Raw genomic sequence first — 24,252 nt, 5'->3', positions numbered from 1 at the left:
GTGGCACCAGGCGCTACGATACCGCTCTGACAGGGGGAGGCTCAATGACGTGCGGGGCCGTGTGGTTCCACGTCATCCCGTGGTGCCAGCGTTCCTCGGAGTGTGTGTTCATGCGGAACAGTCAAGTCGTGTTGGTGTCGATGCCCTGGGCCTTCCTGGAGATGCCATCCATTGCGCTGGGATTGTTGTCTGGCGTGCTCCAGCGGGCGGGGGTGACCCCGGTGGCACGCTCGTTCAATCTCGTGTTCATGGAGTGGTTGCGACGCCACCTTCCCGAGGGAGACGAGGCGCTGAGCCTGGCGGACTACCGGGCCATCTCCAGTGCGGCCTCGGCGGGGTTGGGCGATTGGATTTTCTCGGTTCCGCCGTTTCGCGAGCCGGATGCCGGAGGAGACGCGCGCTACCTGGAGCGGCTCGCTCGGGACGAAGTGCTGCCCGCGCGGCTCCTGTCTCGTTTGGAGGCATTGCGCGCGCAGGTTCCCGGTTTCATCGACGCATGCGTGGACGCGCTGCTGCGTCATACGCCCGCGATGGTGGGGTTCAGCACGACCTTCAACCAGAACGTGCCTTCGTTGCTGCTCGCGCGGCGGCTCAAGGAGCGCGCTCCCCAGGTGCGAGTGGTTTTCGGCGGAGCGAACTGTGATGGGCCCATGGGCCGGGGGCTCCTGGAGGCCTTCGATTGCGTGGACGTCGTCGTGCAGGGCGAGGCGGAGGGCGTCATCGTCGGCCTGGTGGAGGACATCCTCGCGGGCCGGCCCGTCACGCCGCGTCATGGGGTGTTGGTGCGTGGCGCCGCCGAGCCCGTGGGCGCGCCGCCCCCGGTGCGGATGGACGATGTGCCGGTGCCCGACTACGGCTTCTTCTTCGAGGAGCTGGAGCGGACGGGGTTCCGGCGGGAACTCATCACGAACGTGAAGCTGCCGGTGGAGACGGCGCGTGGCTGCTGGTGGGGCCAGAAGCAGCACTGCACGTTCTGTGGGCTCAATGGCTCGAGCATGGCGTTTCGCAGCAAGTCGGTGGACCGCGCGCTGAGGGATTTCGAGGAGCTGGCGGCGCGCCACCGATGGTTGGATTTCGTCGCCGTGGACAACATCATCGACCTGGCCTACCTGCGCGAGCTGCTGCCGCGCCTGGAGGCGCGGGGCCTGGACCTGCGCGTCTTCTACGAGACGAAGGCGAACCTGACGCGCCAGCAGGTGCGTGACATGCGCGCCGCGGGAATTCATCGCATCCAGCCCGGCATCGAGAGCCTGTCCACGCCCATCCTCAAGCTGATGCGCAAGGGCGTGACGGCGTGGCAGAACGTGCGGCTGCTCAAGTGGTGCGCGCAGTTCGACGTCCGGGTGAGTTGGAACATCCTCTATGGCTTTCCCGAGGAGCCCGCCGGGGAGTATCCGCGCATGGCCGCCGCCGTGCGCTCGCTCACGCACCTGGAGCCGCCGCACCTGTCGCGCCTGCACGTGCAGCGCTTCAGTCCCTACCACCAGACCCCCGAGCGGTTCGGTCTGAGATTGGAGGGGCCGCTCTTTCACTACGGCCATGTCTATCCGCAGCGGGGAGCGCGGTTGGAGGCGATCGCCTATGACTTCGAGTACGCGTATCTGGATGGGCGGGAGCCGGAGTCCTACGTGGGCGAGTTGCGGCGGGCCGTCCAGCAATGGGGCGCGGTGCACGAGCGGGACCGGGGCCGGCTCACCTGGAGGCAGGGGCCCGGTTTCGTGCGCATCGTGGATGAGCGCGAGTCCGTGGGGTACGCGAGCTACTTGTTGGAGGGCGCGCAGGCGGAGGCGTACCTGGCCTGCGACGAGGGCCTCACCGCGGCGCGCGTGCACCAGCTGCTGCACGACCAGGGACACACGGGCCTGGGTCAGGACGAGGTCGAGACGTTCCTGCGCGAGCTGACCGAGGCGGGACTCCTGTACGAGGCGGATCAACGCTTCGTGTCCCTGGCCTTGCGGGCTCGTCCTGAAATGCTGGGGTGAGTGCGCGGTGCGTCGGTCAGGCGCGTGTTGACAACAGCGGCTCCGCCGCCATATCCCGCCCTCCGTCCTCGGTTCCTCCATGAAGTCATGGAGGTTTGAGGGAACCCGGTGAGAGTCCGGGACTGCCCCGCAGCGGTGAACGGGAACGACCGCCGTCATGAAGCACTGGTCCTCGAGACAAGGACTGGGAAGCGACGGCCAGTAGAGGGGGAGGGCGGCACGCCCATCCTCGGGCCCGTGAGTCCGAAAACCTGCCGAGAACCCGTGCCCCTGGCACGGCTCAAACCGAGGCTTCCGAGGGGAGGTGGCGGATGCGCGGTCATGTGCGTCCCGTCTCGGGCCGTGCCCTCCGCCGCATCCTCCGTCCCCTCCTCGCCGAGGCCATTGCGCCCGAGGGGGCGAGGAGCAGCATGCGAATGATGAAGGACGTGAAGAAGTCGGGGCCGCTCGGCCAGGCCCTGTGGGTCCTGGGCACGGTGATGCTCGGGTGGGTGGTCACGGGTTGTGGCCCGGAGTGCGTGGACCGGTACGACTGCGCGAACAAGCTGGGCAGCCCCGAAGAGGGTCGGCGCTACGTCTGCGAGTCCAACCAGTGCGTGGTGCGGGACATCGATGCGCCTCCGGCTCCAGAGGCGGATGCGGGCACCTCACCGGACGCGGGGGCCGATGCCGGAACGCCGCCGGATGAGACGGACGCGGGCACGCCGCCGGATGAGACGGACGCGGGCACGGACGCGGGCACGGAACTCACGTGCGCGGACCTGCCGCATGACCCGAAGCTCGGCACGCTGCGACTGCGGGCGGGCTTCACCTCCGCCGAGTCCGCTCCGTTTCCCACGGGCATCAGCGCGATCACCCCGCTCGTCGGCTCGGCGACGCCCGTGCTGTATGGCCTGCTCGGCGAGGACAAGAGCATCTTCGCGCTCGGCACCTGGCCGAACATCGCCGCCAGCACCACGCCGCTCTACCCCGTCGTCGCTCCGGCGGATCAGGGCGTGACGACGTACCTGAGCAACTACCTCACCAGTGATGGCACCCGGCTGCTGGCGGGCTACACGAAGGGCGACGTCTCCGGGAATCTGGCGCTCTACGACCTCTCGTCCCCGGGCGACTCCTCGTATGTCTCTTCCACGGGCAACTACTCCGTCGTGGGCGTGAAGGACACGTTCCTCGTCAACAGCCTGAGCCTCGAGGCACAGGGTGGATCCACCGCCGCCATCTACGCGTTGAAGACGCGGAGCGCTCCCTTCCAGAGTTCGACGCTGGCCACCTTCCCGGCCGCGGCTCAGTTCAGTGGCTACAACGCCCTGGCGAGCAACGGCGTCGCGGTGTTCGGCTACGCCGCGAGCACGCCCACGGACGACAATCCCTACGCCACCACCAACTACCTGCACGCGGTGTCTCCGGCCACGTACACGTCCGCGCTCTCGGCCGGAACGAGCGTGGACCTGAACAGCGCGGACACGCCGGAGTTCTTCAAGAGTCTGGATGTCATCTACGCCTCGGGCTTCGGCGCGGGCGTGGCGATCCAGCGGGGTGGTCTGGATGAGTCCTACAACCCGCGGACCGAGAGCATCGTGCGGGTCCCGCTGTCGCCGACGGGCTCGGAGGGCAAGGCCGTGAATGTGGGCGACATCGAGCCGGTGCTCGACGTCGTCGACGCGTGCACCCGCGTGCTCCTCACGGCGCCCCTGGAAGAGGACCTGCTCGTCGGGGTCCAGGACAAGAACGGCCGCCGGCTCGTGCGGCTCCAGCTGCGGACGCCATGAACCGCGCGCTTCGATTCCTCGCCCCCTGGCTCGTCCTGTCCCTGCTCGTCGGGGTCCAGGACAAGAACGGCCGCCGGCTCGTGCGGCTCCAGCTGCGGACGCCATGAACCGCGCGCTTCGATTCCTCGCCCCCTGGCTCGTCCTGTCCCTGCTCGCCGGGGGTTGTGGGGCGCCTCCTTCCGAGGGGGATGAAAACCCGTCCGTCGCCGCGCCCTGCGATGACGGGGGTTCTCCCTTCGCGGGCCGCGTGGTGTCCTTCACTCCCGGTGACTTCGCTGGCTTCGGTCAGGAGCGCTTTCCGGACATCGTGCTCGGTCCGCCCCACGGCGGCGGTGCGATCATGGGCTCGCTGGATGTGCTGTCGCTGGGCAAGCAGGGGGAGATCGTCCTCGAGCTCACCTCGCTCGGTGTGGTGGATGGGCCCGGGGTGGATCTGCTCGTCTTCGAGAACCCCTTTGGCACCTTCGTGGAGACAGGCGTCGTCGCGGTGAGCGAGGATGGCCAGACGTGGCACGAGTTCCCCTGCGAGTCCTCGAACCGGACCGGGGGTTTTCCGGGCTGCGCCGGGGTGAAGCCCGTGTTCGCCTCGCCGGACACGGGGGTCAGCGCCACGGAGCCCTCGGTGGCGGGCGGCGATGGCTTCGACCTGGCCACTCTCGGCGTGAGCCGGGCGCGCTTCGTTCGCATCCGTGACAGCGGGAGCAATTACTACGGCTCCACCTCCGGCGGCTTCGATCTGGACGCGATCGCGGTGGTGAACGGCTCGCCCGTGTGCGCATGGCGTTGAGCTCTCCCTTCCGGCGGCCGTGCGGTCGACGGGCCGCCGGGAGGGGGGCTTCACCAAGGCTTTTCCGGACTTCCTGAAAACACGGGGGATGGAGGACCCGGCGCTTCCGTGGGCCCCCCCGAGAAATGCAGGGGCCGGGTCGTGTAGGCTGTCGAGCGCGATGTGGCAGATCATCATCAACGGCCCTGGTTACTTCGATACCTCCTACGAACTGCCCGAGGGCATCACGCACCTCGGCCGCGCGGACGAGAACGACATCGTGCTGGGCGGCGATCTCGTGTCCCGGCGGCATGCCCGGCTGCTGGTGGAGGGCAACAAGCTGCGTGTCGAGGACCTGGGCAGCCGCAATGGCAGCCGGGTCAATGGCACGGCCTTCCAGGGCGGTACCACGCTCAACCCCGGGGACACGCTGTCGCTTGGCGAGAACACCCTGTCGGTGCGCCAGCCGCAGCAACTGGAGAACGCCGCCACGGAGATGGTGGACCTGGGCGCCGGTGGCGTGCGCCGCTTCGGCCACGGCGATGACGTGGGGCCCTCCGTCATCCTCGCCAAGAACATCAAGAGCGTGGATTTGCTGCGGGCGCTCGACAACATCTCGAGCCCCACGAGCAACCCCACCGCCGCGCCCGTCGCGGTGGCGCCGCTCGCCTCGCCGCCCACGGCGTCCGCTCCGCCGCGGGGCATCTTCGAGACGCTCCTGCTGCTCTTCCGGACCGCGGAAGCGCTCGCCACCTCGCCCAACCTGACGGCCTTCCTCGAGACCACCATGGACCGGGTGCTCGAGCGCATCGACGCCACCACGGCCGTGGTCCTCCTGCGCCACTCGACGGGGGTGCTGGTGCCCGCGGCCGTGCGCCACCGCGGCAAGCTCGCCCAGGGCGAGGTGCCCGTCTCCGACGCCGTCATCGACGAGGCGCTGCGCCAGGGCCGCGCGCTCCTGGTGGGGGACGTGCGGGATGATCGCCGCTTCGCCAGCCGCGAGAGCGTCATCCTCTATGGGGTGGGCCGGGTGCTCTGCATTCCCGTGGGCGTCGAGCCCCACTTCACCGGCGTGCTCTACGTCAACGCCTCGGCGCGCAGCGACACCGAGCTGGAGGTGATGCTCGATGCCTGCACCGCCGTGGCGCACCTGGTGGCCGCCGGAGTGCAGAAGTTCGCCGTGCCCGCCGCCGCGCCTCCCGCGCCCCCCGCGCCTGCTCCGCTGCGCACGCACCTGGAGCGCTTCCACGCCCCGGACGTGGCCGAGCGGCGCGCGGCCGACGCGCAGCGCACGGGCCAGAAGCCGCTTGGACTGGAGGAGCGCACCGTCAGCGTCCTCCACGTGGAGCTCGCCAGCTTCGGCGTGATGAGCGCCCGCCTCGGTGCCGCGCGCACCTCGGCGCTGCTCAACGACTTCCACACGCGCATGGGGGGCCTCGTCTTCTCCTTCGAGGGCACCCTGGAGGGCTTCTTCGGTGAGTCCATGCGGGCGCTCTTCGGCGCCGTGCAGACCAAGCCGGATGACGCCGTGCGCGCGGTACGGGCCGCGCTCGCGCTGCGCGCCGACTGGGAGCGTTTCGTGGCGCGTCTGCCCGTGGAGGAGCGCTTCGGGCTGCGCATCGGCATCAACACCGCGAAGGTGCTGGTGGGCATGGTGGGCCCCGAGACGCGCCCCTGTTTCTCCGCCGTGGGCGAGGGGGTGAGCCTGGCCTCGCGTCTGGCCACCACCGCCACCCCGGGCCAGCTGCTCGTCACCGGCAAGACGCTCGCCGTCATCGGCGCCCGCTTCGACGTGATGCCCCTGGGCGAGCGCCTGCTGCCCCCCCGCGACAAGGTCGCCGCCTTCGAGGTGCTCGACGAGGACGTGCCCCAGCTCACCAATCCGGGTGTGCGCTAAGGTGGGTGGTAGTAAGAGCGCGGGGTGGGAGACTCGCGTTCACCCCTGGATCAGTGCGAGCATGTGGCCCCCCACCCCCGTGAGCTTGAGCGGCCCGCCTCCGGCATGAATCCGTCGTCCTCGAATGCGCGACTGCGTCCGTTCCGGCCGGTGCCGTTCGGCCGTTACACGTTGTTGACCCAACTGGCCACCGGCGGCATGGGGGAGATCTTCCTCGCCCGTCTGGAGGGGATGCAGGGCTTCGAGAAGCTGTGCGTCATCAAGAAGATCCTCCCTCAGCTGGCGGCGGACCCCGAGTTCGTCGAGCGCTTCGTGGGCGAGGCGCGCACGTTGGTGAAGCTGTCGCACGGCTCCATCGCGCAGGTGCTGGACATGGGCCTGCAAGAGGGCGAGGCCTTCATGGCCCTCGAGCACGTGGACGGCAAGGACTTGCGCAAGGTGGCGGCGCGGGCGCGCGACAAGCAGAAGCCGCTGCCGCTGTCCTTCGTGCTGTTCGTGATGGGCCGGGTGTTGGACGCGCTCGCCTACGCGCACCGCAAGAAGGGGGATGACGAGGGGGAGTTGAACCTCGTGCACCGGGACATCTCGCCGCAGAACATCCTCATCTCCTACGAGGGGGAGGTGAAGGTCATCGACTTCGGCCTGGCCAAGAGCCGGCTGAGCGCGGCCAAGACGAACCCGAGCATCATCCTCGGCAAGTTCCTCTACATGTCGCCCGAGCAGGCGCGGCACCTGCCGGTGGATCGCCGCAGTGATTTGTACGCCGTGGGGCTGTGTCTGTACGAGCTGCTGTCCGGCAAGAATCCCTTCGATCTGCTGCCTCCCGGGGAGCTGATGTCCGCGGTGGCGCACCCGAACATCCCGCCGCTCGCGCAGGTGGCGCCCGGGGTGCCGGCCCAGGTGTCGGAGCTGGTGATGAAGGCGCTGGCGGTGGAGCCCGCCCAGCGCTTCCAGAACGCGGAGGAGCTGCGCGGCCGGCTCAACGCCTGTCTGTTGGAGCATGACGCCCACTCGGGTCCCGAGAGCATCAGCCGGTTCATGCACGAGCTGTTCGCCTCGGAGTACCTGGCCGAGCGGCGGCTGCTGGTGATGTTGCGCGAGGTGGGACGCGCGCCCGAACCGGAGCCCGAGGTGATTGGCATGCCGGAGGGGGCGCCGCCACGGCCCATTCCCTCGCTGCCACCCAAGACGATCCGCCTGGATGGACCCGTGGAGGCGCTGTCCTTCAAGCCCACGCCGCGCACGCGCGAGGGGAGCGTCGAGGGCAATGACGGCGAGACGCGGCCCGCGGTGCAGTTGGATGAGCCCACGCGGCCCGCGGTTCCCCTGGAGTCCATCGAGGAGCCACGGCAGGAGTCCGTGGTGCTGGGCCCCGCGCCCACCCATCACCCCACCGTCGAGGCGCCGGTGTTGCTCGAGCCGGCCGTGCCGCTCACGCCGGCCGATCCGATCGAGCCGCCCGAGCCCCTGGAGATCGAGGCCCCGCCGCCCATCGAGAACACGCCGAGCTGGGCCGTGCCCCTGCCCCGGGAGGAGGATCCGGAGTACGCCGAGGCCGCGCGCACCGTGGAGGTTCCCGAGTTCGCTGAACCCCCCCTCGACACCCTGAACCTGAGCGAGGGCGACGTGTTGCTGGAGGACACGCAACCGCGCGCCCAGATGCCACGCGCGCCGGGCAAGCCGCGCCCGCCCTCCCAGGAGGTCTACCACCAGGACACCCAGCCGCGCGTGGTGTTGGACGCCTCGCTCATGCGCGATGCGGAGCCGGAAGAGGTGCCCGCCGCCTTCCGGCCGAAGTCCGCCGGAACGAAGATTCCCCGCCGCCGCGTGACGGCGACGGGGATGCCCGCGGTATCGCCCCGGCCGGTGGCCGCGCCGCCGAGACTCGTGGCCACTCCTCCCGGCGATGCCGACGGGGAGGACACCTCCGAGCAACTGCGCAGTTCCCAGACGCCGCCCTCCATTCCCACGCCCGTCCAGTCGCCCGCGCGGCGCTCGCGCGTGGGTCCGCTGTTGCTCGTCACCTTGCTGGGACTGGGGGCGGGCGTGGGCGCCTGGATGTTCTTCCAACGGCGGCTGCCCGAGCCCGATAGGGCGCCTGCGCCACCGCCTCGCGCCGTGGCCAGGGGACCCGTCGAGCCGCCGTCCACGCCTCCCGACGCTCCATCGGCCATCGACTCCGAGCCACGGCCGATTCCCAGCGCCACCGCGATCGCGACCGCCGTCGCGGCGGACGCGGGCATGGACGCGGGCGCGGACGTGGATGCGGGGGCCATCGCGTCCGTCCCCGTGCCCACGGAGGAAGAAGAGCTGCTCTCGCCCCTCTCGGCCGTGCCCGCGCAACCGCCTCCGAAGCGTGCGCAGATGGTGCGCAAGACGCGGGGCGCCTCCCGGGGGCAGTCTCTCCTGCAGAAGGAGTGGGCCCGGACGCGGAGCGCCTACTTCAAGCTCACCCGCGACATTGGCTGCGAGAACCTCGACCTGCTGTGCAACCGCTTCCTGAGTCTCGAGTCGGAGATGGAGGGCGTGGGCGATGGTGAGGACGCGCGGTTGCTCGACGAGGTGAAGGTGCTCTACCGAGACCTGGTCAACAAGAGGAACAGCAACTGAGTCAGGCGCGCTCCGAGCCGAGGCGGGACACGCTGCTGGAGCTGCGGGGCCTGAGCGCCGGGTATGGGGCCTCGCCCATCCTGCGGGACGTGGACTGGAGCGTGCGCGCGGGCGAGCTGTGGGGGGTGTTGGGCCCCAATGGCACGGGCAAGAGCACCCTGTTGCGCGCGGTGCTCGGAAGCGTGCCCTGGAGGCGTGGCCAGGTGCTCCTGCTGGGCCGGGAGCGCGACGCCTGGGAGGCGCGGGCGCTCGCCCAGCGCGTGGCGTGGGTGCCGCAGGGCTTCGAGCCCGCCGAGGGCTTCAACGGTCTGGAGCTGGTGTTGATGGGGCGCAGTCCGCACCTCGGGGCGTGGGGTCTCACCTCGGCGGGAGACGAGGCCCTGGCGCGCTCGGCGCTGGACGAGCTCGGAGTGGCGTATCTGGCGGATCGCCCCTGCGGGGCCATGTCCGGAGGCGAGCGCAGGATGTTGCTGATGGCGCGCGGGCTGGTGCAGCAGCCGGAGTTGTTGTTGTTGGACGAGCCCACGGCCTTCCTCGACGTGGCCCATCAGGTGATCGCGCTCGAGCGGGTGCGGGCGCGGGTGGACGCGGGACTGGGCGCGGTCGCGGTGCTCCACGACGTCAACCTCGCGGCGGCCTACGCCACCCACGTGCTGCTGTTGCGCGACGGGCGCCCCCTGGCCTCGGGGCCCGTGGAAGACGTGTTGCGGCGCGAACGGCTCGAGGCCCTCTATGGCGTGCCCATGGAGGTGGCGGAGACGTCCTCGGGAGCACGCCTGTTCGCGCCGCGTGCCCGGTGGACTGGCGTCACTCGGTCTTGAGTTGCTCCAGGGCCATGCGCCGGGACGAGTCCGTTCCCGCGCCGACGCCATAGGGGGCGGGCCGGCGCTCCTTGGGGACGGGCTGGGCCCGGTCGATGGAGTAGGGGCCCTGCTGCTCGTTCGTGGTCGTGTCCGACGAGCCCTGCTCCGGATTCCGGGGGACCCATACCTCGTTTCCCGCCGTCCCCTCGCCCCCCGAGCCGCCCATTCCCGGTCCGGGCTGTGACTCGCTGGCCGCCGGGGTCTGGTACTTCTGTTTGGTGGGATCGAACGGGGGACCGGACTGGCTGATGGGCTGCTCCTTGCAACCCGCGATGAGCATGCCCCCCAGCCCGAGCGCCAACATCCATCGTCCTCGTTTCATGGCCTTTCCTCTCCTGGCCGGAGACACCCCCGCCGGAGGGAAAGGTAGGACCGCGTCCGGAGGTGGGCAGCCATGGAGCGGGGGCTCGCCTGGCCGTCGGGGGGGACGGGGCGGGCTACCCCGGAGGCCAGTGCATGGGACGTCCACCGAGCAGGTGCAGGTGGATGTGGAACACGGTCTGTCCCGCGTTGTCGCCCGTGTTCATCACCACGCGGTAGCCGGTGTCGGCGATGCCCCGCTCCCGTGCGATCTTCGCGGCGGTGAGGAACAACTGGCCCACCACCTCCCGGTCCTCCGGCACGAGCTCACTCACCGTGGCGATGTGCTTGTTCGGGATGATGAGCACGTGCGTGGGGGCCTGGGGATTGATGTCCTCGAAGGCCAGGCACTGCTCGTCCCGGTGGACGACCTTGGCGGGGATTTGACCGTCGCGAATCTTGCAGAAGAGGCACATGGGCGGCGCAGTCTACTCACGGCAGACGCGAGGAAAAGGTGGAGTCTGGCGTGCAGCGGGGTCGCAGGCGCACGAGGGCGTAGGCCCCCTCGGTGGCCACCACCTCGCCCGCGCCCGAATGGCCCACCCCGGTGATGACGTAGTTGTAGACGCCCGAGCTCCGCCCCGGTCCGTTGTGGGCGTAGAGGGGCACGTCGCGGTGGAAGTAGCTGTAGCCGCCGGACCACGCGATGTGCACGGCCTCCATCTTGAGGCCGCACACGTCCGGCCGATGGCCCGCGGCGATGAGCAGGCGGTTGATGGGGCCGGAGTCGTCCCAGGCGCTCGCGCGGGGTTTGATGTTCTCGTATTGCCCCAGCTCGCCGAAGGTGAGCCGCCCCACGCGCGTGGCCGAGAGCCCCGCCAGCACCACCACGCCCAGCGGCAGGGCGAGCCGCACGGGAGAGGGCGGCAGGAGGCGCAGGAGCGTGTCCAGGCCCACTCCCGCGAGCGAGGCGATCACGGGCAGCACGGGCAGGAGGAAGCGCAGCTCCTTGTGGGGTTGCAGCGCATGGAGCACCCAGAAGGCGAGCGCCACGCCGAACAGCCCCGGGGCCCGTCGGACCGCGAGCAGTGACAGGACGAGCGCCACGGTGGAGAGGGCGCCCATGGAGCGCGGGAGCACCTGGCCGTAATAGGAGAAGGGCGCGGTGCCCCACATGGCCGCCTGGCCCCGCACGAGGTTGAAGTCCAGGTACACCCGGGCCGAGTGGAACCATCGGCCCCAGGTGAGCCAGTCCAGCAGGCCGAAGAGCAGGGCCCACCCGGCGAGCACCACCAGGGCGTCCCGGAGGTGGCGCCATTCGCGCCGGGCGCCGAGCACCACGAGCAGCCCCCCACAGAAGACGCCGTTCTGCAGCCGCAGGAGCACGGCGAGTCCCAGGAGCGAGGCCCCGCCGAGCACTGCCCGGCGGGAGGCCCCCGGTGCGAGCGCGAGCGCCAGACCCAGCACCCCGGGCAGGGCGGAGGCGTTCTCGCTCAGGGCCCGGGGGCCGAAGTAGAGGGGCACGGCGCCCAGCGCGAAGAGCGAGGCCCCCGCCGTGGCCGCCAGCGCCGACGCCCCATACGCCCGCGCCAGCCGCCAACTCCCCCAGGCCGTTGCGGCTCCTACCAGTCCAAAGACGCTCCGGGTCAGGCCCAGGTAGCCCCGGGGCTCGGCGAGGCCCAGCCAGCCGGCGAGCTTGAAGCACACGGCCACGAGCGCCGGCAGGGCCCAGTTGCGCGCCCCCTCGATGAACTCCCACGCCTGGAGTCCATAGCCGAAGACGAGCCGGTGGGCGGGCTCCAGGCTCTGGTACACCTCGTCCGGCCAGTACAGCCCGTCCTCGGACCAGGCCCACCCCACCCGGAGGGCCGCTCCCACCCCCAGCGACACGGTGAGCAGCGCCAGGGCGAGGCGCCTCTCCGTGGGGGAATCCGAACGGGTGGGGGGAGCGAGCATGCAGGGTTCACCACTCAAAAGGGCCGTCGGGTGATATTTCAACGGGGCCGATGAACTCTATCCGGGTATCCCAGCTGCTCGAAGACCGCGAGTACGACCTCCAGCTCACGTTGGTGGCCGGAGAGCGGGGCCAGCAGCGACGCATCAACTCCTCGCGCATCCAGAAGCCGGGGCTGGCGCTCACGGGTTTCACCGAGCACCTGCATCCCCACCGCGTCCAGGTGTTCGGCAACACGGAAGTGTCCTATCTGCTGACGCTTCCGCTCGCGCGGCAGCACGAGGTGCTGGACTCGCTCTTCGAGGAAGAGCTGGCGTGCATCGTGGTGACGAAGGGCATCGAGCCGCCCCTGGCGCTCGCCGAGGCGTGCGAGAAGGCGGGGCTCACGCTCATGCGCACGCCCCTGCTCTCCAGCGCCTTCATCCAGCAGGTGCAGTCCTTCCTGGAGGAGTCCCTCACCGAGTCCAGCAGCCTGCACGGCGTGCTCATCGACGTGTTCAGCGTGGGCATCCTGCTGTTGGGCAAGAGCGGCATCGGCAAGAGCGAGATCGCGCTGGATCTGGTGATGCGGGGCCACCGGCTGGTGGCCGACGACATCGTGGACGTGACGCGGCGGCGCCAGGGCGTCTACGGCGCGGGCAACGCGGTCATCCGCCACCACATGGAGATCCGCGGCCTGGGCATCATCAACATCAAGGACTTGTTCGGCGTGGCCGCGGTGCGCGAGCGCAAGCTCATCGAGCTCGTCATCGAGCTGCACGAGTGGGATCCCAATCAGGAGTATGACCGGTTGGGTGTGGAGGACCGGTTCATGAACATCGTGGGCGTGGACATTCCGCTCTCGGTGGTGCCGGTGCGCCCGGGCCGCAACATGACCACCATCATCGAGGTGGCCGCGCGCAATCAGTTGCTCAAGCAGCAGGGTCACCACTCGGCGCGCGAGTTCGCCGAGCGTCTCAACCGCGCCATCGCCGAGGGGGCGACGCGCCGCTCCAAGCGGGAGGAAGTCGAGTGAGCACCACCCCGGCCAAGCACATCGTCGTCATCACGGGCATGTCCGGCTCGGGCAAGTCCACCGCCATCCGGGCCCTGGAGGACGTGGGCTTCTTCTGCATCGACAACCTGCCGGTGCTGCTCTTGCCCAAGCTCACGGAGCTCGCCGGGGGCGGACAGTTCGAGCACCTGGCCATCGTGGTGGATGCGCGCGAGGGCATCTTCCTGCACGAGGCGCCCCGCGTGCTCGACGAGGTGCGCCGGGTGGGGCACCACGTGGAAGTGCTCTTCCTGGACGCGAGCGACGACAGCCTCATCCGCCGCTTCAGCGAGACCCGCCGCCGCCATCCGCTCGCGCCCCAGGGCTCCGTGGCCGAGGGCCTCCAGTCCGAGCGCCTGCGGCTCAAGGACCTGCGCGAACTGGCGGATCAAGTCATCGACTCGTCGGTGCTCAACGTGCACGACCTCAAGCGCATGGTGCAGGGGCGCTTCAACCCCGAGCCCGCGAGTGGACCGGCCCTGTCCGTCATGAGCTTCGGCTTCCGCCACGGGGTGCCGCCCCAGGCGGACCTGGTGCTCGACGTGCGCTTCCTGCCCAACCCCTACTTCGTCCCCGAGCTCAAGGGCCTCACCGGCAAGGATCCGCGCGTGGCCTCCTACGTGCTGGATCGCGAGGAGACCCGGCAGTTCATGGAGAAGGTGGTGGACCTCTGCCGCTTCCTCTTTCCGCGCTACCAGAAGGAGGGCAAGGCCTACCTCACCGTGGCGCTCGGGTGTACCGGCGGCAAGCACCGCTCGGTGGCCATCGCCGAGTCCCTGTGCGAGCAGCTCACCGGGGACCAGACGCGCGTGCAGCTCTGGCACCGCGACGTCGAGAAGGAATGACGCACCGCATGGGGCGAGCCCTCGCTCGCCCGTCCGCCAGACGACAACCCAACCCCCCGACGCGCATGAAATGACGGGCGGTGGCGGCGGTTCGGCCTTAACTTCCTCCTGGAGCCGATGGGGGTTCAGGTAGGGGTGGGTAGGGTTGGGGCTTGGGTATAAGCGGAAACTTTCGTCCGGAGTTGCGCGCCGTACCGTTCAGGCGTAGTCAGGCATCTCCGGGGGGCTGCTTGAGTGAGAGGTGATCATGGTCGGCCTCGTTGTGGCATCACACGGACGTCTTGCGGACGAGCTGGTGACGACTGCTGAGCAGATCGTGGGCAAATTGCCCGCGGTGGCCACGTGCAACATCGAGCCGGGAACCTCCCTGGAGGATCTCCGGGCGAAGATGCGGCGGGCCGTGGCCGAGGTGGACCAGGGCGACGGCGTCATCGTCATGGCCGATCTGTTCGGTGGCACTCCCTGTAAGGAGTCGCTGATGATGTGCTCGGAGCGCTGTCAGGGGCTGCTGGAAGTGCTCGCCGGGGTGAACCTGCCCATGCTCCTCAAGGCCAACTCGCTGCGCTCGGAGCAGATGCCGCTCGCGGAGATGGCCGTGCAGCTCGCGTCCCACGGCCAGCGCAACATCACCTGTGCCTCGGCCCTGTTGCGCGAGGCCCAGCAGCGTCAGCAGCAACAGGCCGCGCCGCGAACTTGACGGGCCCCGCCGGGTGGGCGATTCGAGATTGCTGTGATCACCCTGGTCCGTGTCGACAATCGCCTCATTCATGGACAGGTCGTCGAGGCCTGGCTGCCACACCTGAAGGTGTCGCGCGTCGTCGTGGCCGACGATGAGGCGGCCTCGAGTCCGCTGGTACGCGCCGCCATGGCGCTGGCGGTGCCGAGCGCCATCGAGGTGCTGATCCTCCCGCTCTCCCAGGTGGACTTCGCTTCCCTGTCCCGGGATTCCCTCAAGACGCTCGTCCTCCTGCGGGACGTGGCGGCGGCTCCCTTCTGCCAGGGTCAAGGCTTGAAGCTCGAGCACCTGAACCTGGGCAACGTGCACTTCGGCACGGGCCGCAAGCAGGTGTCGCCTTCCGTGTTCCTCACCGAGGACGAGCTGCGGACGCTCGCGCGGCTGGGCGCCGAGGGCGTCCGGGTGGAGGCGCGGGCGGTGCCATCGGAGAAGCCGGTGGAGCTGGCGGAGCTGCAGGAGCGGTGGGGAAGGGCGTGAGCGGGGTGTGGACCCAGGTGGCGCTCGCCGGCATCTGGGGCGGCCTCGTCGCGGTGGAGCGCAAGGCCTTCCTCCAGGCCATGTTCTCCCGGCCGTTGGTGGCGGCCACCGTCATGGGCGCGCTGCTCGATGACGTGCCCGCGGGGCTCTTCGTGGGCATGCTGCTGGAGCTCTTCCACCTGGGCGGCGCCAACCTGGGGGCCTCGCTGCCGGACCATGACACGCTGTCGGCCACGGGCACCTCGGCGGCGGCGGCCACCATGGCGATGGCCTCGGGCGCCAGTTCCACGCCCGCCCTCTGGTCCCTCGCGGTGCTGCTCTTCGTGGGCCTGGGACGCGTGGGGCTCTGGTTGGATCGGCGGCTGGAGCGCTATGCGGCGCGTCTGGCCAGGAAGGCGCTCGCCTCGGCCGAGGCGGGTCAACTCACCCGGGCCATGCGGCAGAACCTGTGGGGCGTGTGGCCTCACTTCGCCGTCTTCGGCCTGCTCACCTCCGTGTGCGCGCTCGCGGGCTTCCTGCTCGGGCCCTGGCTGGAGGGTCTGCCCGGACCGGTGCTGCGGGGGCTCGCCTGGGCCTACCCGGCCATGGCCTCGGTCTCCGCGGCCATCGCCGCGCGCGGCAGTCACGCCAAGCGGGCTTCCCTCTACGCGGGGCTGGGCGCGGGCGCCGTGTGTCTGTCGGTGCTCGTCCTCCTGCTCAAGGAGCGCCTGTGAGCCGCGTCGCTCCGACCCTCTCCCGGGGCCTGTTGCTGCGCGTCTTCATGCGCTCGCTCTTCCTGCAGGCCTCGTGGAACCCCCAGGGCATGCAGAACCTGGGACTGGCCTACGCCATCTACCCGGCGCTGGAGCGGCTCTACCCGGAGCGCAAGGAGCTGGAGGAGGCGGTGCGCCGGCACCTCGTCTTCTTCAACACCCACCCCTACGTGGCGGCGGCCATCGTGGGCGGCGTGCTCTACCATGAGCAGCGCGTGGCCCGGAACGAGGAGCCCCCGGACAAGGTGGTGGCCTTCAAGGCGGCCCTGATGGGTCCCCTGGCGGCGCTGGGGGATGGCTTCTTCTGGTTGTCGCTCAAACCAGCCACCGGCGCGGTGTGCGCGGCGCTGGTGCCCCTGGTGGGGGCCTGGGCGGCGGTGCTCTTCCTCCTGCTCTACAACGGGGTGCACTTCACGCTCCGGGCTCGGCTCTATCTGCTGGGCCTGTCGCTGGGAGACCGCCTGGTGGAGGCGGTGGCGCGCGCGAACCTGCCCAGCCGGGGCGCGAAGCTGCGCATGGTGGGCGCCGCGTGCGCGGGGGGGCTCGCCGCCTGGCTGGCGGTGACTTTTGGCGCCAACGCGGGGGGCCACTTCGCCCCGTTGCTATCCGTGGGCTGTCTGGCCCTCGGGGCGGTATCGTACGTGCTGGTGGCTCGGCGGGTGCCCAGCTACGGGGTGTTGTATCTCGCCGCGGCTCTGGCCTGTCTGGCGGGAGCCTTCTTGTAGAGGACTTGGGAGAACAGGGACTGGCAATGGCGAGCGTGGCCGAAGGGACATTCGAGATCATCAACGCCCTCGGGCTGCATGCCCGGGCGGCGGCGCAATTGGTCCAGGTGGCCAACCGCTACAAGAGCGAGGTGTCGCTCGAATGCGAGGGTCAGAGCGCCAACGCCAAGTCCATCATGGGCGTGCTGATGCTGGCGGCGGCGCAGGGCATGCACGTGACGGTGACGTGCAAGGGGGACGACGCTCCGGCGTGTCTCCAGGACATCCAGAAGCTCATCGCCAACCGGTTTGGCGAATCGCAGTGACACGCCTCCCATGCGGCGGGGTTCCGCCGAGGACGAAGAAGGACACGTGAGCAGCCAGGCCTCCCCCACGTTGAGTCTCAAGGGCATCGGCGCCTCCCCGGGCGTGGCGGTGGGCCACGCCTACATCCTCGACCGCAAGCGCGTGCGCACTCCCAAGCTGCGCCTGGCCGAGGCCGAGGTGGACCCCGAGCGCCAGCGCATGCGCACGGCCCTGGAGCTGTCCGACCAGCAGTTGTCGGACCTCAAGGATCAGATTTCCCGCACGGAAGGGCCCGAGCACGCCCTCATCCTCGAGGCGCACCGGCTCATGCTCCACGATCCCATGTTCGTGGACGAGGTGAACCGGCTCATCGTCGAGGACCGCATCAACGCCGAGTGGGCGGTGCGGCGGGTGGCGCGCAAGCTCAAGCACCTGTTCGACAACATCCCGGACGAGTACTTCCGCGAGCGCCGCTCGGACGTGGAGTACGTGGCGGACCGCGTGGTGCGCAACCTCCTGGGCCAGGTGGTGGACGAGGAGGTGTCGCTTCCGGACCACGCGGTGGTGGTGGCGCATGACCTGTCTCCCGCGGACGCGGCGATGCTGGTGCGCGGCGGCCAGGTGGCCGGCTTCGTCACGGACCTGGGCGGCCACACGAGCCACACGGCCATCGTCGCGCGCGCCCGCTCCACGCCGGCGGTGCTGGGCGCGGGGCGCGCGAGCGAGCAGATCTCCCCTGGAGACCTGGTGGCCCTGGACGGCACGCGCGGCATCATCCTGGTGAACCCCTCCGAGGAGCAGCTCGCGCTGTTCCAGGAGACGATGCGCCGGCACCAGGAGAGCGAGGCCCGGGCCCTGGCGGCCAAGGATCTGCCCGCGCAGAGCACGGATGGCTTCCGCATCCGGCTGGTGGGCAACATCGAGTTCCCCGAGGAGCTGCCCTCGCTCCTGGCCCACGGCGCCGAGGGCATCGGGCTGTACCGCACCGAGTTCATGTTCCTGGATCGCAAGACGCCGCCGAGCGAGGAGGAGCAGTACCGGGCCTATCGCCAGGTGCTCGAGGCCATGGACGGACGGCCGGTGACGATCCGCACGCTGGACCTGGGCGGTGACAAGGTGCCGGGCAAGGGCCGCCACGAGAAGGAGCCCAACCCGGCCATGGGCCTGCGCGCCATCCGCTACTGCCTGTCCGACCGGGCCCTGTTCCGGGTGCAGCTGCGCGCCCTGCTGCGCGCGAGCGTGCATGGCCACCTGCGCGTCATGTTCCCGCTCATCTGCGGCATGAGCGAGTTGCGCGAGGCGCGCAGCGAGCTGGAGGCGTGCCGCACGGAGCTGGGCCGCGCGGGCGTGCCGCTCGGCAAGCGCTTCCAGGTGGGCATCATGGTGGAGACGCCGAGCGCGGCGCTCATCGCCGACCGCCTCGCGCAGGAGGCCGACTTCTTCTCCATCGGGACGAACGATCTCATCCAGTACTCGCTCGCCATCGACCGGCAGAACCGCGAGGTCGCCTACCTGTACAAGCCCCTGCACCTGTCGGTGTTGCGCTCGCTGCGCAGCATCGTGACGGCGGCCAAGGACGCGGGGATTCCCGTGTCCATGTGCGGGGAGATGGCGGGCGATCCCATCTATGCCCTGGTGCTCCTGGCGCTCGGCTTCGACGAGCTGTCCATGACGGCGGGTCAGATTCCGACGGTGAAGAACGTCCTGCGCCAGGCCAGCCGCGAGGAGGCCACGCGGCTGCTCGCCACCGCCATGGAGCTGACCACGGCCGAGGAGATCGAGCGCTACGTCCGCACCGAGATGGACAAGCGCTTCAGCTCGGAGGGCTGAGCCGCGCGGGGCCCGCTCCTCCGGGCCCTCGTGGCGGGCTCCTCCCGCCGCTCAGGCGTTCTCCAGAACCACGCCCTCGATGATGTCCGCCACGTCCTGGCACTTGTCCGTGGCCGTCTCGAGCAGATCGTAGATTTCCTTCCACTTGATGAGGGTGAGCGGATCCACGCCGCTCTTGAACAGCTTGCCGAGCCCCTCGCGCAGCGTCTCGTCCGCCAGGGCCTCCAGGCGCCGGATCTCCTTGCAACCGGCGAGGATCTGCTCGGGCCGCTTGATGAGCCGCAGCGTGGACACGCCCTCGTGCACCTTCTCCGCGCACAGCACCAGCAGCCGCGCCAGCTCGGTGGCCTCGGGCAGGATGGATTCGATCTCGTAATATTGCAGCCGGGCCGCCGCCGCGTGGGTGAAGTCCATCACGTCGTCGATGCGCGACAGCAGGCTGTGGATCTGCGTGCGATCGAACGGGGTGATGACCTGCTGGTGCAGCCGCTGGAAGGCCTGGTGGGTGACGCAGTCGCCCCGGCGCTCCAGCTCCTTGAGGGCCTGCACGCGAGGCACCACGTCCCGGTAGTCGTTCAGGAGGGCATGCAGCATGCGGGTGCCCTCGACGGTGACGGCGCATTGGGCGTCGAAGTCGTCGAAGAACACATCCGCCCTGGGCATCAGCTTTTCGAGCATTCAACCTCCCCGCGCGCCGGTGGGTACGGTCTCCTCGGCGCTGGAGTGGGATGCATGTCACCCCGCCGGGTTTTCGGCGTTGTTACATGTTTGTGACGAAAGATTCCTATTCGGACTTGGGACTGGACGGCCCGGTGGGAGGGTGAGTGGAGGTGTCATCCTCGTCGCTCGGGCCCAACTGGTGGCGAAGGCGCCGGGCCAGCGGTTCCAGGAAGCGCAGCCCCACCAGCGAGAGCAGGGCGAGCACCACGGTGGCCAGGGCGGGCAGGGCGAAGCCGAGCCCCGTGGCGAGCCCCACGGAGGCGGTCAGCCAGAGGTTGGCCGCCGTGGTGAGGCCCTTGATGTGGGTGTCCTGGCGCAGGATGGCGCCCCCGCCGAGGAAGCCGATGCCGACGACGATCTGACTGGCGATGCGGCTGATGTCGGCGATGGCTTCCTGGTTCGTGCCGGGGGTGAGTGGCTGGGCGACGAAGAGGCTGCACAGGGTGAAGAGGCAGGCACCCAGGCAGACGAGGATGTGGGTGCGCAGGCCCGCGGGTTGTCCGCGCAGCTCGCGCTCGAAACCGAGGATGAATCCCAGTCCGAACGCGGCCAGGAGTCTCGTCACGGCCGTGGCGTCGTCGACGATCACCAAGGACTATTCCCCCAGTTCGATCTTCTCCTCGACGTCCACGTCGCTCAGCGTGGGACGGGGAAGGGTGTCGAGCGTGGCGCTCAGCAGGCGGAAGGTGGGGGCGACATAGGGGGTGACCTCGGCGCCGAGCTCCTCGGTGTACTGCGTGGTGAGCTCCTTGTAGCGGTCATCCTCGGAGGACCAGCTCCCGGCGGCCTCGGCGGACCAGACCTCCTCGCCATCCGAGCAGCGCAGCAGCCGGGCCTTCACCGCGGCCTCCATGCCCTTGCCCTGGGGCTTCATGTCGGGCGACAGCCAGAGGATGCCCTCGGCGTTGTCGACGCACAGGCCCTTGAAGGAGGTGTCCTCGGGGTTGCCCGCGACGGCGACGTTCGCCTTGGCGATGAAATCGCGGTTCTGGTTGACGTAGCGGCGGGCGATGAGGCTCCACAGCTCGCCCACGGACTGCTTGCCGTCGGGCAGCGGCTGGGTGACCACCACGAGCCTCTTCACCCGCGTCTTGTCCACGGTCTCGTAGTCGGGGCGGACGTGGCTGCTCTTCACGGTGGCGCAGCCAGCCAGCAGCGCGAGTCCCAGCACCAGCACGAGTCGTTTCATCGTCGGTTTCCCTCTCCCAGGCTTCGTTCCCGGCGTGGGAACGGACGCCGGGGTTCTACACCACGCGCCCCGGGAGGGCGCGTGGGATGGGAGCGGGATTGCGCCCCGGAGGGCGAGTGGATGACAGATGACGGACTGGCGGTGGCCGCTCAGCTCAGGGCCATGATGACCAGCCGGGCCACGCCGTAGACGAGCAGGGCCATGAGGGCCGAGGCGGGGATGGTGAACACCCAGGCCCAGATGATGCGGCCGGCCACGCCCCACTTCACCGCGCGCCAACCCCGGGTGGAGCCCACGCCCACGATGGCCCCGGTGATGGTGTGCGTGGTGGACACGGGGATGCCCAGCTTCGCCAGGGCGATGATGGTGACGCCTCCGCCCGTCTCCGCCGCGAAGCCTCCGATGGGCGCCAGCTTCGTGAGGCTGTGTCCCATCGTCTTCACGATGCGCCAGCCGCCGAAGAACGTCCCCAGGGCGATGGCCGCGTGACACGAGAGGATCATCCACGTCGTGATCTCGAAGTTCCGGTCCTTCCAGATGGTGCCGTAGAGCACCACGGCGATGATGCCCATCACCTTCTGCGCGTCGTTGGTGCCGTGGCTGTAGGAGAAGATGGCCGAGGACAGCAGCTGCAGGCGGCGGAACCACGTGTCCACCTTCAGGGGCGTCTGCTTGTGCACCGTCCACGTGCTCGCCAGCATCATCAGCGTGCCGAGCGTCATGCCGATGAGCGGCGAGAGCACGATGAAGGCGGCGATCTTCGCGATGCCCGAGCCCACCAGACCCTTGAAGCCGAGCACCGGCACCGTGGCGCCGATCATCCCGCCCGCCAGCGCGTGGGAGGACGAGGACGGCAGTCCCCACCACCAGGTGAGCAGGTTCCAGGCGATGGCGCCCATGAGCGAGGAGAAGATGACGATGAGCACCGCCTCGGAGCCCTGGGCGCGCAGCATCTCGAAGTCGATGATGCCCTTGCCCATGGTGTTGGCCACCTTCACCCCTCCGCCGAACGCGGCGACGAAGTTGAAGAAGGCGGCCCAGGCCACGGCGAGGTTGGGCGAGAGCACCCGGGTTCCCACCACGGTGGCGATGGAGTTGGCCGCGTCGTGAAAACCGTTGATGAAGTCAAATATCAGCGCGACCGCGATGATGAGGACGACAGCGGTGAGCAACATCTCAGGAGTGCTCCAGGACCACGCCTTCGATCACGTTGCCCACGTCCTGGCACTTGTCCGTGGCCATCTCGATGAGATCGTAGATCTCCTTCCACTTGATGACCGTGAGCGGATCCACGCCGCTCTTGAACAGTCGGCCGAGTCCCGCGCGCAGGGCCTCGTCCGCCTCGGACTCCAGGCGCTTGATCTCCTTGACGCCGGCGAGGATCTGCTCGGGCTGCTTGATGAGCCGCAGCGCCGCCACCACCTCGCGCACCTTCTCCGTGCACAGCACCAGGAGCCGCGCCAGCTCCGTGGCGTCCGGCAGGCTGCTCTCGATCTCGTAGTACTGCAGCCGCGCGGCCGCCGCGTTGGTCAGATCCAGCACGTCGTCGATGCGCGAGAGCAGGGAGTGGATCTGCCCCCGGTCGAACGGGGTGATGAACTGCTGGTGCAGCCGGTTGAAGGCGGCGTGGGTGACTTCATCGCCGCGATGCTCCACGTCCTTGAGGGCCTGGACCCGGGTGGCCACATCCTTATAGTCGCTCAGGAGGGCGTGCAGCATGCGAGCGCCCTCCACGGTGACGGCGCACTGGGCGTCGAAGTCGTCGAAGAACTCGTCCGACTTGGGCATCAGCTTTTCAAGCATCGCACTTCTCCATGGTCCGGACTTCGTCCCTCGCGGGCCCCGTCCGTCGCGGGAGGCTCACTACCTCACCTGCGCGCGACCGCCAATACGAAGATGCGAGGGGATGTAGGCTTGGGGAGGCGTATGAACCCCTCATGGATCCGGGGTTACACTTTATTGCGCCCGGGGCCTCCCCAGCGGTTCACACCTTGGAAATCAGGTCCATGTACTTCTTGAGCAGGTCGCTCACGAGGCCCCGGAAGGGCACGGTGGCCGCCAGGCCGTAGACGGGCGCCATCGTTCCCTTGTCGCTCGGGTGCGCTCGCACGTACTCGACGGCTCCCTTGAGATCCTCCAGGAAGCGCTCGGCCACCCCGGGCTGGGTGTGCCGCAGGGTGACGCACAGGTGCACGGCGGCGGGTTTGTGCAAGCCATTGAGATTCCAGCCCTTCGCCCCCATCCGCTCCATGACTTGATAGATGTCCAGGCCGCGCGCGCCGAAGGCGATGACGAACAGCGGCTCGCCGAGCACGTACAGCTCGGGGATGGCGCGGATGCCGCGCTTGAGCACGTCCGCCGTCTCCAGGATGCGCCGGGTGGACTCCAGGTAGCCCGCCTCGCCGGTGGAGACGAGCGAGGCCCAGGCCGCCGCGATCAGCGCGCCCGGGCGGCTGCCGGCGAAGGTGGGCGAGAAGTAGATGCCGCCGGACCACTCGGTGGAGGTGAAGTACTGGTGCGAGCGCAGCGCGCTGCCCCGGTAGAGCACCACGGACGTGCCCTTGGCCGCGTAGCCGAACTTGTGCGTGTCCGCGGACATGGACGTCACCCCGGGCAGCCGGAAGTCGAAGTCCGGCACGGGATAGCCGAGCTTGCGCGCCCACGGCAGCACGAAGCCGCCCAGGCACGCGTCGGTGTGGAAGCCGATGCCCCGCTCGCGCGCCAGCTCGGACAACTGCTCGATGGGATCGATGACGCCGTGGGGGAAGGAGGGCGCCGAGCCGATGACCACGATGGTGTTGCGATTGATGGCCTTGCGCATGGCGTCCACGTCGGCGCGGTAGTCCGGCCCCACGGGGACGCGCACCATGTGGATGCCGAAGTAGTGCGCGGCCTTCTCGAAGGCGGGGTGGGCGCTCGCGGGTGCCACCATCTCCGGGCGGGTGATGCCCCGCTCCTCGCGCGCCTGGTCCCGGTACGTCTTCATGGCCAGCAGGATGCTCTCCGTGCCTCCCGACGAGAGCGAGCCGCACACGTGCGCTTCCGGGGGCCTGCCCGCGTTGGCCTCGGCGGCGCCGAGCATGTTCGCCGTCATGGCCACCACCTCGGCCTCGAACTTGGTGGCGCTCGGCCAGAGGTCCGCGTGCAGCGGGTTGCTCTGCGAGTTGAGGGCGTACACCTGGTTGAGGAAGTCGATGTGCTCGGAGTCACCGTGGTACACGGCGCCCGAGACGAACCCCTCCTTCCAGCGCTCGTGCTCCCGGGTCTCCATCACGCCCATCTCGCGCAGCACCTGCTCTCGCGGCAGCCCCTGGGCGGGAAGCTGGGCATGGGTGGGCACCTGGCCCCGGTAGGGTTTGAGGTCTCCTTCCAACCCGGCCAGCATCGTGTCCGTCTCCTTCGCCAGCCGCTCGCGCAACACGGGCACGCGCTTGAGGTAGCGCTCGGCGACGGAGATCCATCGGGGGGGCACATGCTGCAGCAGGTTCGTTCCCAGCTCGGGCAGTTCCATGGGGTCCT

At 69.5% G+C, this 24,252-nt stretch carries 23 protein-coding genes and 1 riboswitch; of the genes, 14 read left to right on the top strand and 9 right to left on the bottom strand.

The window, feature by feature from the left end:
• The first annotated feature begins 110 nt into the window (after positions 1-110).
• From MEBOL_RS11615 to MEBOL_RS11590, 6 genes are all read left to right on the top strand, one after another.
• The gene (locus MEBOL_RS11615; RefSeq protein WP_157774893.1) at positions 111-1,982 is read left to right on the top strand and encodes a RiPP maturation radical SAM C-methyltransferase; all 1,872 of its coding nucleotides are present in this window, start codon (positions 111-113) and stop codon (positions 1,980-1,982) included.
• A 52-nt stretch (positions 1,983-2,034) separates the two neighbouring features.
• Positions 2,035-2,255: riboswitch (cobalamin riboswitch) on the top strand.
• Positions 2,256-2,392: 137 nt separating this feature from the next.
• Positions 2,393-3,751, top strand: coding sequence for a hypothetical protein (locus tag MEBOL_RS11610; RefSeq protein ID WP_157774892.1), 1,359 nt, complete (start codon positions 2,393-2,395; stop codon positions 3,749-3,751).
• 103 nt (positions 3,752-3,854) lie between these two features.
• Positions 3,855-4,538 (top strand): cell surface protein, encoded by a 684-nt coding sequence (locus tag MEBOL_RS11605; protein ID WP_095977485.1) that lies wholly within the window; start codon positions 3,855-3,857, stop codon positions 4,536-4,538.
• Positions 4,539-4,698: 160 nt separating this feature from the next.
• A complete protein-coding gene (locus MEBOL_RS11600) occupies positions 4,699-6,414 on the top strand; it encodes an adenylate/guanylate cyclase domain-containing protein (protein WP_095977484.1) in 1,716 nt (571 codons plus the stop codon).
• 198 nt (positions 6,415-6,612) lie between these two features.
• Entirely contained in the window at positions 6,613-9,024 is a 2,412-nt protein-coding gene (locus MEBOL_RS42110; protein ID WP_425437641.1) for a serine/threonine protein kinase, read from the top strand.
• The gene (locus MEBOL_RS11590; protein ID WP_095977482.1) at positions 9,021-9,845 is read left to right on the top strand and encodes an ABC transporter ATP-binding protein; all 825 of its coding nucleotides are present in this window, start codon (positions 9,021-9,023) and stop codon (positions 9,843-9,845) included. Before MEBOL_RS42110 ends, MEBOL_RS11590 begins: the two co-directional genes overlap by 4 nt.
• Here MEBOL_RS11590 and MEBOL_RS11585 read toward each other — a convergent pair.
• The 3 genes from MEBOL_RS11585 to MEBOL_RS11575 all read right to left on the bottom strand — a co-directional run bounded on the left by MEBOL_RS11585 (position 9,832) and on the right by MEBOL_RS11575 (position 12,143).
• The gene (locus tag MEBOL_RS11585) at positions 9,832-10,209 is read right to left on the bottom strand and encodes a hypothetical protein (protein ID WP_157774891.1); all 378 of its coding nucleotides are present in this window, start codon (positions 10,207-10,209) and stop codon (positions 9,832-9,834) included. The genes MEBOL_RS11590 and MEBOL_RS11585 overlap by 14 nt on opposite strands.
• Positions 10,210-10,324: 115 nt before the next feature.
• Positions 10,325-10,663 (bottom strand): histidine triad nucleotide-binding protein, encoded by a 339-nt coding sequence (locus MEBOL_RS11580; protein ID WP_095977480.1) that lies wholly within the window; start codon positions 10,661-10,663, stop codon positions 10,325-10,327.
• Positions 10,664-10,679: 16 nt separating this feature from the next.
• On the bottom strand, positions 10,680-12,143 hold the full coding sequence (locus tag MEBOL_RS11575; protein ID WP_095977479.1) for a glycosyltransferase family protein: 1,464 nt from the start codon (positions 12,141-12,143) through the stop codon (positions 10,680-10,682).
• Between the two features lie 50 nt (positions 12,144-12,193).
• On the opposite strand from MEBOL_RS11575, the gene hprK reads away from it, so the two are divergent.
• The 8 genes from hprK to ptsP all read left to right on the top strand — a co-directional run bounded on the left by hprK (position 12,194) and on the right by ptsP (position 18,824).
• Entirely contained in the window at positions 12,194-13,156 is a 963-nt protein-coding gene (hprK, locus tag MEBOL_RS11570; protein ID WP_095977478.1) for an HPr(Ser) kinase/phosphatase, read from the top strand.
• Positions 13,153-14,019 (top strand): RNase adapter RapZ, encoded by an 867-nt coding sequence (gene rapZ / locus MEBOL_RS11565; RefSeq protein ID WP_095977477.1) that lies wholly within the window; start codon positions 13,153-13,155, stop codon positions 14,017-14,019. The genes hprK and rapZ overlap by 4 nt, the downstream gene beginning before the upstream one ends.
• Positions 14,020-14,266: 247 nt before the next feature.
• Entirely contained in the window at positions 14,267-14,716 is a 450-nt protein-coding gene (locus MEBOL_RS11560; protein WP_095982720.1) for a PTS sugar transporter subunit IIA, read from the top strand.
• A gap of 33 nt (positions 14,717-14,749) precedes the next feature.
• The gene (locus MEBOL_RS11555; RefSeq protein ID WP_095977476.1) at positions 14,750-15,232 is read left to right on the top strand and encodes a PTS sugar transporter subunit IIB; all 483 of its coding nucleotides are present in this window, start codon (positions 14,750-14,752) and stop codon (positions 15,230-15,232) included.
• On the top strand, positions 15,229-15,945 hold the full coding sequence (locus MEBOL_RS11550) for a PTS sugar transporter subunit IIC (protein WP_095982719.1): 717 nt from the start codon (positions 15,229-15,231) through the stop codon (positions 15,943-15,945). The genes MEBOL_RS11555 and MEBOL_RS11550 overlap by 4 nt, the downstream gene beginning before the upstream one ends.
• Complete coding sequence (locus MEBOL_RS11545) at positions 15,942-16,709, top strand: PTS system mannose/fructose/sorbose family transporter subunit IID (RefSeq protein WP_095977475.1); 768 nt, start codon at positions 15,942-15,944, stop codon at positions 16,707-16,709. Before MEBOL_RS11550 ends, MEBOL_RS11545 begins: the two co-directional genes overlap by 4 nt.
• A gap of 26 nt (positions 16,710-16,735) precedes the next feature.
• Positions 16,736-17,014, top strand: coding sequence for an HPr family phosphocarrier protein (locus tag MEBOL_RS11540; protein ID WP_095977474.1), 279 nt, complete (start codon positions 16,736-16,738; stop codon positions 17,012-17,014).
• Positions 17,015-17,060: 46 nt separating this feature from the next.
• The gene (gene ptsP, locus MEBOL_RS11535; protein WP_095982718.1) at positions 17,061-18,824 is read left to right on the top strand and encodes a phosphoenolpyruvate--protein phosphotransferase; all 1,764 of its coding nucleotides are present in this window, start codon (positions 17,061-17,063) and stop codon (positions 18,822-18,824) included.
• A 51-nt stretch (positions 18,825-18,875) separates the two neighbouring features.
• Here ptsP and MEBOL_RS11530 read toward each other — a convergent pair whose 3' ends face one another.
• The 6 genes from MEBOL_RS11530 to MEBOL_RS11505 form a co-directional block, all read right to left on the bottom strand.
• Positions 18,876-19,502: a DUF47 domain-containing protein gene (locus MEBOL_RS11530; RefSeq protein WP_095977473.1), complete on the bottom strand. Its 627-nt coding sequence runs from the start codon at positions 19,500-19,502 to the stop codon at positions 18,876-18,878.
• 106 nt (positions 19,503-19,608) lie between these two features.
• Positions 19,609-20,133, bottom strand: coding sequence for an MgtC/SapB family protein (locus MEBOL_RS11525; RefSeq protein WP_095982717.1), 525 nt, complete (start codon positions 20,131-20,133; stop codon positions 19,609-19,611).
• A gap of 6 nt (positions 20,134-20,139) precedes the next feature.
• Complete coding sequence (locus MEBOL_RS11520) at positions 20,140-20,733, bottom strand: MXAN_6521/LA_1396 family lipoprotein (protein ID WP_095977472.1); 594 nt, start codon at positions 20,731-20,733, stop codon at positions 20,140-20,142.
• A 149-nt stretch (positions 20,734-20,882) separates the two neighbouring features.
• Positions 20,883-21,908, bottom strand: coding sequence for an inorganic phosphate transporter (locus tag MEBOL_RS11515; RefSeq protein WP_095977471.1), 1,026 nt, complete (start codon positions 21,906-21,908; stop codon positions 20,883-20,885).
• Position 21,909: 1 nt separating this feature from the next.
• On the bottom strand, positions 21,910-22,536 hold the full coding sequence (locus tag MEBOL_RS11510) for a DUF47 domain-containing protein (RefSeq protein ID WP_095977470.1): 627 nt from the start codon (positions 22,534-22,536) through the stop codon (positions 21,910-21,912).
• A 181-nt stretch (positions 22,537-22,717) separates the two neighbouring features.
• On the bottom strand, positions 22,718-24,244 hold the full coding sequence (locus MEBOL_RS11505) for a pyridoxal phosphate-dependent decarboxylase family protein (RefSeq protein WP_095977469.1): 1,527 nt from the start codon (positions 24,242-24,244) through the stop codon (positions 22,718-22,720).
• Between the last annotated feature and the right edge of the window lie 8 nt (positions 24,245-24,252).

Source organism: Melittangium boletus DSM 14713 (assembly GCF_002305855.1).
GTDB classification, from domain to species: domain Bacteria; phylum Myxococcota; class Myxococcia; order Myxococcales; family Myxococcaceae; genus Cystobacter; species Cystobacter boletus.
The sequence above is the reverse complement of the archived record's forward strand: the minus strand, read 5'-3'. Positions and strand labels throughout refer to the sequence as shown.

Excerpts from the sequence above, each read along its gene's own strand:
- MEBOL_RS11615 (WP_157774893.1), top strand. The coding sequence starts at position 111 with ATGCGGAACAGTCAAGTCGTGTTGGTGTCGATGCCCTGGGCCTTCCTG.
- MEBOL_RS11610 (WP_157774892.1), top strand. The coding sequence starts at position 2,393 with ATGCGAATGATGAAGGACGTGAAGAAGTCGGGGCCGCTCGGCCAGGCC.
- MEBOL_RS11605 (WP_095977485.1), top strand. The coding sequence starts at position 3,855 with ATGAACCGCGCGCTTCGATTCCTCGCCCCCTGGCTCGTCCTGTCCCTG.
- MEBOL_RS11600 (WP_095977484.1), top strand. The coding sequence starts at position 4,699 with ATGTGGCAGATCATCATCAACGGCCCTGGTTACTTCGATACCTCCTAC.
- MEBOL_RS42110 (WP_425437641.1), top strand. The coding sequence starts at position 6,613 with ATGGGGGAGATCTTCCTCGCCCGTCTGGAGGGGATGCAGGGCTTCGAG.
- MEBOL_RS11585 (WP_157774891.1), bottom strand. The coding sequence starts at position 10,209 with ATGAAACGAGGACGATGGATGTTGGCGCTCGGGCTGGGGGGCATGCTC.
- MEBOL_RS11580 (WP_095977480.1), bottom strand. The coding sequence starts at position 10,663 with ATGTGCCTCTTCTGCAAGATTCGCGACGGTCAAATCCCCGCCAAGGTC.
- MEBOL_RS11575 (WP_095977479.1), bottom strand. The coding sequence starts at position 12,143 with ATGCTCGCTCCCCCCACCCGTTCGGATTCCCCCACGGAGAGGCGCCTC.
- hprK (WP_095977478.1), top strand. The coding sequence starts at position 12,194 with ATGAACTCTATCCGGGTATCCCAGCTGCTCGAAGACCGCGAGTACGAC.
- MEBOL_RS11560 (WP_095982720.1), top strand. The coding sequence starts at position 14,267 with ATGGTCGGCCTCGTTGTGGCATCACACGGACGTCTTGCGGACGAGCTG.
- MEBOL_RS11540 (WP_095977474.1), top strand. The coding sequence starts at position 16,736 with ATGGCGAGCGTGGCCGAAGGGACATTCGAGATCATCAACGCCCTCGGG.
- MEBOL_RS11530 (WP_095977473.1), bottom strand. The coding sequence starts at position 19,502 with ATGCTCGAAAAGCTGATGCCCAGGGCGGATGTGTTCTTCGACGACTTC.
- MEBOL_RS11520 (WP_095977472.1), bottom strand. The coding sequence starts at position 20,733 with ATGAAACGACTCGTGCTGGTGCTGGGACTCGCGCTGCTGGCTGGCTGC.
- MEBOL_RS11515 (WP_095977471.1), bottom strand. The coding sequence starts at position 21,908 with ATGTTGCTCACCGCTGTCGTCCTCATCATCGCGGTCGCGCTGATATTT.
- MEBOL_RS11510 (WP_095977470.1), bottom strand. The coding sequence starts at position 22,536 with ATGCTTGAAAAGCTGATGCCCAAGTCGGACGAGTTCTTCGACGACTTC.
- MEBOL_RS11505 (WP_095977469.1), bottom strand. The coding sequence starts at position 24,244 with ATGGAACTGCCCGAGCTGGGAACGAACCTGCTGCAGCATGTGCCCCCC.